This window comes from Ornithinibacter sp. (genome assembly GCF_035443565.1).
In the GTDB taxonomy this organism is placed as follows: Bacteria; Actinomycetota; Actinomycetes; order Actinomycetales; family Dermatophilaceae; genus Fodinibacter.
Genome location: NZ_DAORSO010000432.1, coordinates 1 through 1,063, shown reverse-complemented (window position 1 = coordinate 1,063; position 1,063 = coordinate 1). Strand labels below are relative to the sequence as shown.

Below are 1,063 nucleotides of genomic sequence, written 5' to 3'. Positions count from 1 at the left end.
CGGGACCGCCCAACTCCGGCCGAACCACGACCCTGGCCACGCTCGCGCTGTCGGCACAGGCGGCGGGCCTGCCGGTCGCGGTGATCCGCGGCGTCGGCCACGACGACGGGTCTCAGGCGAAGTTCGGCTCGGCGGCGGTGCTGTCCACGCGAGACGTCGACCAGCTGGTCGAGCTGCGACAGCGCCACCACGACCTCGTGCTCCTCGTCGACGACGCAGACCAGATCGGTGACGACTGCGCCATGCTCCCCGTGCTGACGGAGATCGCCGAGCTCGTCGACCGCGACCGAGGTCTGCTCGTGGTGGCGACGAACACCGCCTCGCTCGCCGTGCGGTTCCGGGGGCTCGACGTCGACCTCGCCCGGCGTCGGACCGGCATCCTGCTCACCCCCGAACGCGGCGACGGTGACCTGCTGGGCGCACGCCTCACCGACGTGCCCCCGCGGTTTCCGGGCCGGGCCCTCGTGGTGGCACGCGGCGACGTGACCGAGGTTCAGGTCTTCACCGCCGACAGTTCAGGCTGACGACTCAGCCAGCCTGCTCAGACTGACGTCTCGCCAGGCTCCCCCGGCTCCACGACGGTCTCCGGCTCCTTGGCCGCGACCGCAGCGAGCGCCGTGACCAGGGCCACGCCCACGACGAGCCACCCCACGAAGGTCTTCGTCCCCTGGATGAGCCCCCACCCGACGGGGAGCAGCAGCAGGCTCCAGACGATGGTGGGCGTGCGCGGCCACCAGCTGCCCCGCACCCATCCCCGGGTCACCACGGCCAGCCCGATCCCGCCCAGGGCGATGACGAGGGCCGACATGACCACCCGCACCGCATCGCTGCCCTCACCGATCGACAGCTCGTAGATGTAGAAGACGGCGAACCCCACGAGGATGAGGGCCTGGGCTCCGAGTGACATCGCGGCGAGTCGGCGGGCAGCGGGCGTGGAGTCGACGGGCACGGCATCCAGAGTAGTGAGCCGCGATGTCGGAACCTCATCCGGTCGCGAATAGTTGAATAAGCAAACCCTCACGGAATTCGACGGTTACCGGTAGTGTTGCCCCACGGACGTCTG

At 70.4% G+C, this 1,063-nt stretch carries 2 protein-coding genes; one reads left to right on the top strand and one right to left on the bottom strand.

Going from position 1 to position 1,063, the window contains the following annotated elements:
• Positions 1-524: P-loop NTPase family protein (locus tag PLL68_RS15750; protein ID WP_324535719.1), on the top strand; the 524-nt coding region annotated here is incomplete at its 5' end.
• Positions 525-541: 17 nt separating this feature from the next.
• Here the strand turns inward: PLL68_RS15750 and PLL68_RS15745 are convergent.
• A complete protein-coding gene (locus tag PLL68_RS15745; RefSeq protein WP_324535717.1) occupies positions 542-949 on the bottom strand; it encodes a hypothetical protein in 408 nt (135 codons plus the stop codon).
• Between the last annotated feature and the right edge of the window lie 114 nt (positions 950-1,063).